This window comes from Petrachloros mirabilis (assembly GCF_975968855.1).
Window position 1 is genome coordinate 1 of the sequence record NZ_CDLUDY010000232.1, and the last position, 7,237, is coordinate 7,237.

At 57.4% G+C, this 7,237-nt stretch carries 8 protein-coding genes; 6 read left to right on the forward strand and 2 right to left on the reverse strand.

The window, feature by feature from the left end; translation table 11 throughout:
• Both ACWVCN_RS09545 and ACWVCN_RS09550 read left to right on the forward strand, forming a co-directional pair.
• The coding region (locus ACWVCN_RS09545; RefSeq protein ID WP_455245373.1) for an ornithine cyclodeaminase at positions 1 to 1,158 on the forward strand (1,158 nt) is incomplete at its 5' end.
• On the forward strand, positions 1,155 to 1,955 hold the full coding sequence (locus ACWVCN_RS09550; protein ID WP_455245374.1) for a dimethylarginine dimethylaminohydrolase family protein: 801 nt from the start codon (positions 1,155 to 1,157) through the stop codon (positions 1,953 to 1,955). The genes ACWVCN_RS09545 and ACWVCN_RS09550, both read left to right, overlap by 4 nt.
• Before the next feature lie 20 nt (positions 1,956 to 1,975).
• Here the strand turns inward: ACWVCN_RS09550 and ACWVCN_RS09555 are convergent, their stop codons facing one another.
• Positions 1,976 to 2,332, reverse strand: coding sequence for a zinc-ribbon domain-containing protein (locus ACWVCN_RS09555; RefSeq protein ID WP_455245375.1), 357 nt, complete (start codon positions 2,330 to 2,332; stop codon positions 1,976 to 1,978).
• A gap of 220 nt (positions 2,333 to 2,552) precedes the next feature.
• Between ACWVCN_RS09555 and ACWVCN_RS09560 the strand changes: the two genes are divergently transcribed.
• Positions 2,553 to 3,572 carry an NAD(P)H-dependent glycerol-3-phosphate dehydrogenase gene (locus tag ACWVCN_RS09560; RefSeq protein ID WP_455245377.1) on the forward strand — a complete coding sequence of 340 codons (1,020 nt, stop codon included), beginning with the start codon at positions 2,553 to 2,555 and terminating at the stop codon, positions 3,570 to 3,572.
• Entirely contained in the window at positions 3,569 to 4,336 is a 768-nt protein-coding gene (gene larB, locus ACWVCN_RS09565; RefSeq protein WP_455245379.1) for a nickel pincer cofactor biosynthesis protein LarB, read from the forward strand. Before ACWVCN_RS09560 ends, larB begins: the two co-directional genes overlap by 4 nt.
• 30 nt (positions 4,337 to 4,366) lie before the next feature.
• On the opposite strand, the gene ACWVCN_RS09570 is transcribed toward larB, so the two are convergent.
• Positions 4,367 to 4,834 (reverse strand): hypothetical protein, encoded by a 468-nt coding sequence (locus ACWVCN_RS09570; protein ID WP_455245380.1) that lies wholly within the window; start codon positions 4,832 to 4,834, stop codon positions 4,367 to 4,369.
• A gap of 443 nt (positions 4,835 to 5,277) precedes the next feature.
• On the opposite strand from ACWVCN_RS09570, the gene larC reads away from it, so the two are divergent.
• Together larC and ACWVCN_RS09580 are read left to right on the forward strand one after the other, a co-directional pair.
• Positions 5,278 to 6,480, forward strand: coding sequence for a nickel pincer cofactor biosynthesis protein LarC (gene larC / locus ACWVCN_RS09575; RefSeq protein WP_455245381.1), 1,203 nt, complete (start codon positions 5,278 to 5,280; stop codon positions 6,478 to 6,480).
• Positions 6,477 to 7,237, forward strand: a 761-nt coding sequence (locus tag ACWVCN_RS09580) for a sodium:calcium antiporter (RefSeq protein ID WP_455245382.1), incomplete at its 3' end; no start/stop codon positions are given. The genes larC and ACWVCN_RS09580, both read left to right, overlap by 4 nt.

Here is a 7,237-nt window from a genome sequence, read left to right on the forward strand (position 1 = left end):
ATGGGTGGTTCTTTCGACCTTTCGGAGATGGTCATCGGTAAGACAAGGGTCGACTCGTCTCGCGCAAAAATCGTGGTTCATGCTTCATCGGAGAAGCTTCTCTCGGAGATTCTTCAGGCCATCCAGCCCCACGGCGCGTCGGTCGAACGGGAATTCGATTGCGAGTATCGACCGGCGCCGGCTGACGGTGTGCTCCCGGAGGGCTTTTATGCAACAACGCATTTGCCGACAGAAGTCCGACTGCGGGGACAGTGGATTGAGGTGCAGCGAATTGAGATGGATCTTGCGGTTGTTATCGAAACGGGCAAGGCTGTTGCCCGTGCGGTTCCTATGGGTAACGTGAAGCGCGGCGATTTTGTGGTCATCGGGCGGACCGGAATCCGAGTCATACCCTTGCAGCGGCCTGAGGAACGGGATGTGTTCAGTTTTATGGAATCCCAGGTGTCGGCTGAAAGACCCCATGGTCACGTCATCGCCGATGTTGCCAACCGTATGAAGGTTCTGCGTGAAGGGTATCGTGCCGGGAGGCAGGGTTGTAAAGTCCTTCTGGCCGGCGGACCGGCGATTATTCATGCGGGGGGGCGAGAATCGCTTGCGTGGCTGATCGACGAGGGATTCATACACGTGTTGTTCTGTGGAAATGCCCTGGCTGCGCACGATATGGAGGCCGACCTCTACGGTACATCTCTGGGATATGGGCTGACAGCGGGGAGAGCGGTCCCGCACGGGCATGAACACCATCTACGCACGATCAATAGCGTGCGCGAAGTCGGCAGTATCCAGCGAGCCGTTGAGTCCGGCCTGATCAAGCAAGGCATCATGGCGGCTTGTGTGAGACGCGACATCCAGGTGGTGATGGCGGGCACGATCAGAGATGACGGGCCGCTGCCGGGTGTCATTATCGATTCAATCGCGGCGCAAGAGGCGATGCGGGCGGCTATCCCGGGGGTGGGGTTGGCGTTATTGGTGGCTTCCACCCTGCATGCCGTGGCGACAGGCAACCTGTTGCCCGCGACGGTACCGACGGTTTGCGTCGACGTCAATCCGGCTGTGCCGACGAAGCTGGCGGATCGAGGCAGCTTCCAAGCCGTGGGCTTAGTCATGGACGCCGCGTCATTCCTCCGGGATATTTCGCGCGAGCTTGGATGGAAGGTATGAGCCGCCTATTGGTCTGCTCGCCAGAGTATTTCCGCATCGACTATGAAATCAATCCGTGGATGCGGCGGTCGAACGTGGTGGATACGGAACGGGCCGTGCAGCAGTGGCATCGTTTAATGGAAGTGCTCGAACAGGAAGCTGGTGCCCTGTTGGAACGAATGACGCCGGTTCCTGGACTGCCGGATCTCGTTTTCACAGCGAATGCCGGAGTGGTGGTGGGACACACAGCGGTCCCAAGCCGTTTCCGTTATCCCGAGCGACAGCGCGAAGAGGCGTACTTCGAAGGTTGGTTCCGCGATCACGATTTTGAGATCGTCACACTGGATCAGGGAATGTTCTTTGAGGGGGCGGGCGACCTCTTGGGCTTTCACGACTGCTGGTTCGGCGGATACCGGCAGCGATCGGAGATTCGGACCTTCCCGTTCCTGAGCGAACTATTCGAACAGGAGATTCTTCCACTTGAATTGATCGACGAGCGCTTCTACCACCTCGATACGTGCTTCTGTCCGCTCAGTGGCGGGGAGTTGTTGTACTACGCTCCTGCCTTTGACCGATATGGTCGGGCGGCGATTGCGGAAAGAATTTCTTCTGAACACCGCGTAGAGGTGCCGGAACAAGAAGCGCTGAAATTCGCCTGCAACGCCGTGTGTATCGGAAAGCACATCGTTCTGCCGGCGGGCTGTCCGAACGTGATGAGGCTCCTGGAGGATCGTGGCTATATCACGCATCCGGTCCCGCTCGATGAGTTCATGAAATCCGGCGGGTCCGCCAAATGCCTAACGTTGGCGCTCGGCTAATCCCAGGGACTCAAACCCCTTCATCGATTTCGAAAGAGAAATGAGCCGTAAAGGCCGGCGATGGCGATCGTAACGAGTTCAATTGTCATCAACAGACGGCTGACCACCGCTTCAGGCGTTGGAGGGGATAGGAAGAAGTGGAGCCCGAGAAATTCCGGTTCCTGCGACGGAGGTGTTTCCCAAGGTGGAAAGAGTAAGGCAAGGGCCAGCATGGCAACCATGCCGTAGAGGATCTGCAGGTTCAGCGCTTCCGGCCTGTCGTCCTGACTTTTGGGAGGAGGAGGGGAATCGGCATTCAGACTGCTCCCACAGTGAGTACAGTATCGATAGATCTCGGGTAGTTCACGATGGCAGGATGGGCAGGATCTCATAGGCATTCCCGCCCCTAGGCTACACGGATCCGCTCCCTTTTGCCAGTTGGATGAAGTGGGAAGATTTTGCAAGGTGGACGCGGTTCATATCTATGAAGTCACGGGGGTGTGATATGGCAATTCTGTTCATTGACACGAGAAAGGGGGCGTTTCTATAATCCGCTCGCCTGGTAGTAGGGTCCCAAAACCAAGAACACAGCCCACGCGAAATCTCTGTCCCCTCAACATGCATACAATCCAACGCATAGGAGTCATCGGTGCCGGGGCATGGGGAACCGCCTTGGCCAAACACCTGGCGGAAAAGGGGCTTCGGACAAAGCTGTGGGCCTATGAACGGGAAGTGGCCGAATCAATTGACACTGCGCGGGAAAACCGTCCCTTTCTTCCAGGAGTTTCGCTGCCGTCGTCGCTCAAGGTTACCACCTCACTAGCGGAAGTGGTGCATGACAGTGCCGGCCTTTTATTCGCGGTGCCTTCCCATGTGGCACGACTTGTTCTTCGGGAACTCGCACCGTTGGTTTCTCATTCCACGCCACTCATCAGTGCGACGAAGGGTGTGGAAGAGGAGACGCTCAAGCTCATGACGCAGGTCATGGAGGACGAGCTCCCTGTCTCCGTGCGCGAACAAATTATGGTCCTGTCGGGGCCCAGTTTTGCGGCGGAGGTCTGCCACGGGCAGCCGACGGCGGTCTGTCTTGCCGGGGAGAATGTCGAATTGGTGGAGACCTACCAAGCCGCGTTTATGACGCCGGCCTTTCGAGTCTATGCCGACAATGACATCGTCGGCGTGCAGCTTGGCGGGGCATTGAAGAATGTGATGGCGCTGGCATCCGGAGTCGTCGACGGGCTTGGATTAGGGCACAATGCCCGAGCAGCCCTGATAACAAGAGGGCTGAGTGAAATGGTCAGGCTGGGGATTTCGATGGGTGCCGATCCCAGAACGTTTTATGGATTGTCCGGCGTCGGCGACTTGGTCCTGACCTGTACGGGTGCTCTGAGCCGCAACCATACGGTCGGAGTCCGGCTCGGCAAGGGGGAGAAGCTGGAGACTATTCTCCAGAATATGCAGGCAGTGGCAGAAGGTGTGAGAACAGCCAGGGCAGCTTCAGGGTTGGCCCGCAGGCATGACGTTGAAATGCCGATCGTGCGTGAGGTCAACGCCGTGCTTTTCGAGGGCAAATCTTGTCGCAGAGCCGTCAGCGACCTGATGGAGCGGGTCGCCAAACCGGAGAAAGGTCTGGTATGAATCCGGAGCGCCTGCACAAGTTGCTGAAGGACGTGCGCAAGGATACGGTTTCAGTGGCAGCAGCCATAGAACGGCTTCGCTCGCTTCCGTTCGAGGATTTGGGAATCGCGTCGCTCGATCATCACCGCTCAATCCGCCAGGGATTTCCTGAGGTGATCCTGTGCGAAGGGAAAACGCTGGGACAGATCCGAACCATTGCAAAAGCAATACTGAAGCACCACCGCCCGTTTCTCGCCACCCGAGCAACCCGCGAGGCGGCGACCGTCATCAAGCGGATTGACCGGCGGGCGGTCTATCATGAGAATGCGCGTATCGTCGCGGTCCGCGATCCGAAGCTAAAACGCCGGGGGCATGTGCTCGTCATTACCGCCGGCACATCCGATGTGCCTGTGGCGGAGGAAGCGAGAGTGACTGCTGAAGTGATGGGCAGCCGTGTCGAGCGGCTCTACGATGTCGGTGTGGCCGGGATTCATCGTCTCCTCGGCAGACGTCAACGTTTGACTGAGGCAAATGTCATCGTCGTGGTGGCAGGTATGGATGGAGTGCTCCCGAGTGTCGTCGGTGGATTGGTGAGCTGTCCTGTTGTGGCGGTGCCGACAAGCCGCGGCTACGGAGCGAGCTTCGGAGGCGTAGCAGCCCTTCTGACAATGTTGAATTCATGTGCGTCTGGCGTTGGCGTGATGAACATCGATAACGGTTTTGGCGCCGGATGTCTGGCGCACAGAATCAACATCCTGGGCGTGGGGTGTGAGGCTGGAGGCTAGGGGCGGTATAGCCGCTCGTGGCTGACCCGGCTACTTAACTTCCAATGTTCCTCGTTTCGGCCAAGAAACCATCTGCGTGCGCGGTCCCTTGTCCCCATTGACCAGCAACTTCGCGCGCAGTTCGTACTGATAAGTTCCTGCCTCGGCCGCTGTCTTGTTGTGGTCCATGCCGTCCCAGGCCAGCACAATCGAGACCCGGGGCGGCTGAGGAGGTGCATCGGAAGGAGTCTGCGGTTCAATGGGCTGACGGACGGAAAGAAACCGGATCGAGGTCTTCGATGGCGAGGTAACGAGCGAAGAGACTTCGAGCAGCGACGCGCCGTTCAGATTCTTCGGCAACTGTACTAAGGCCGAGAATTCCGCGGGACCATCTGTGACGGTGTAGGGGTTCGGGTTCACCTTCACTTCAAGGATCTTCAATTCCGGTTCCGGGCGTGGAGCCCGTCGCTTTTTTCGTTTCGCCGACACATCAAGGGGAACGGTGAGAAGCAAGGACATGGCGATGCAGATACAGAAAGCACGAATGATCCAGGTTCTCGCACCTGCCCATGGTGAATGGAATGGGGTATTGGACAAGAGCATCCTGCTGGGGTGTGGTCCTCTGCTCATTCTTGATTCGGCACGACTATTTAATGTGGGGATAACACAGGAGTGAAAGCCTGTCAATGTGCCAATTGCCGTTCGACGCGTGCTTGGGTAAGATGGCGCGGCTTTTGTTTGTTTCGCAAGTCGCAGAAGATAGGTATCGACTGCGATCGCTGTCGCAGTGGTCGAAACCTCGGACGGCTACAAAGAACCCGCATGGTGCGCAAGTGGGCTATCCGCAAGGTTACGGCGTGTGAAGAGAACAAGCGTGCTCTCCGCACGACGTTGAGGCATCTGCATGGCTGCAAGAAGGAATAAAGACAGCCTTTTGTAGCATCCTGATTACAAGGACTGGCGTGGGCGCACATCTCCACTTCGATTGTTTCTCAGGAATCAGCGGCGACATGGCGCTGGGCGCACTCGTCGACGCCGGTGCCTCATTTTCTGAGCTCAAAAAGGGCCTCAAGCGCCTGTCGATCTCGGGTTTCACCTTACGCAAGCGCCGGGTTCAGCGCGGTGCAATCTTCGCGACGAAAGTGGACGTCATCATCCAATCGGGCCTCGGGCGTCCGTTGTCTTTCCGCCGCATTAGGAAAATTATATCCGCCAGCAGTCTCCCGGAGAGCGTGAAAAAGCGAAGTCTCATCGTGTTCAACCATCTTGCCGAAGCAGAAAGTCAAGCCCATCGGGTGGACAAAGACCGCATGCATTTTCACGAAGTCGGCGTCTTGGATTCGTTCGTGGACATTGTCGGGGGGTTGATCTGCTGTGAACTGCTGAATGTGACACGTGTGACGGCCTCGCCTGTCAATGTCGGGGCGGGAACGTTGCACTCGGCGCACGGGATCCTTCCGGCACCGGGACCTGCCGTGGCGATCCTTTCGAAGGGGTTGCCGATTTACAGCGCCGGTCCCTCGCGTGAACTGACGACGCCGACCGGGATTGCCCTGTTGCGGGCGCTGACTCATGAATTCGGACCGATGCCGTTGATGACACCGGCGGCGATCGGATACGGGGCCGGCGAGGCGAATCCAAAAGACTGGCCGAATGTGCTGCGAGTGTTTGTCTCTCGCGATATGTCTCGAAGTGGAAGATCGTGCGACACGGTTCTGCAAATCGAAACAAACCTCGACGACGTGAATCCCCAAACGTATGAGCACATCATGGAGCGGTTGTTTTACTGCGGAGCCCTTGATGTCACGCTTACGCCCGTCATCATGAAGCGCGGAAGGCCCGGCGTGGTATTGACCTGCCTCGTTCCACCGAAGGGCGCGAATTCTGTGCTCGATATCGTGTTCGAGGAAACCACTGCCTTAGGTGTTCGAGTCCAGGAAATCGCCAGGCACATTTTGCCCAGGCGGTTCGTATCGGTGAAGGTCAAGGGGGGAGCAGTCAGAATAAAGATCGCCTCATTAAACGGTGCCAGAACCAAAGCTGCTCCTGAATATCTGGACTGCAAACAGATTGCGGAGAGAACCGGGCGTCCGGTGAAGGCGGTTCTAGAAGAGGCAGCGCTGGCCTACGCCAAGCAGAAGGCATCCGTGAAGGGCCGTTCGTGACGCTGTTGCTCTACGTCTTTTTGTTTGTCGCGTCTGTTGCCGTGACGTTGGGTGGTTGCGCACTCTTCACCAATGCGATCGAATGGCTGGGCAAACGGATGAATCTTTCCGAAGGCGCGGTCGGCAGTGTGCTTGCCGCGATCGGAACCACGCTCCCTGAAACGTCGATTCCCATCGTCGCCATCTTCTTCGGAACCACCCGCGAAGAAAAAGAAGTCGGATTAGGCGCTATTCTCGGGGCCCCGTTCATGCTCAGCACCCTCGTGATTCCCATTTTGGCATTGCTCCTCCTTGGCTACGCGAGACTCGGGAAGCGAAGTCCAGTCTTTCGGGTGAAGTACAAAGACCTAACCTTGGATCTCGTCTGTTTTGCCATCGCCTACACCGTCGCGATGGTGTGCGCGTTCGTGCCCTCGAGGTTGTTGCACATTGGCGCGGCAATCGGATTGCTGAGCCTCTATGCCTATTATGTGAAGATCAAGTTCAGCGACGAGGATGAAGCGGATGAGGCAAGCGAGCTTGATCCGTTATTTTTCGGAAGGAAATCGTCCAAGCCCGCGTACATCCTGATCGGGCTTCAAGCCATCACGGGACTCGGAGGGCTTGTAGCCGGCGCGCATCTCTTTGTCACTGCAGCGGAATCCACCGCGCAGTTCTTAGAGATTTCCCCTTTGATTCTGGCGCTTCTCATCGCACCGCTGGCAACGGAACTGCCTGAGATGTCGAACAGTTTCTTGTGGCTGTACCAGAAGAAGGA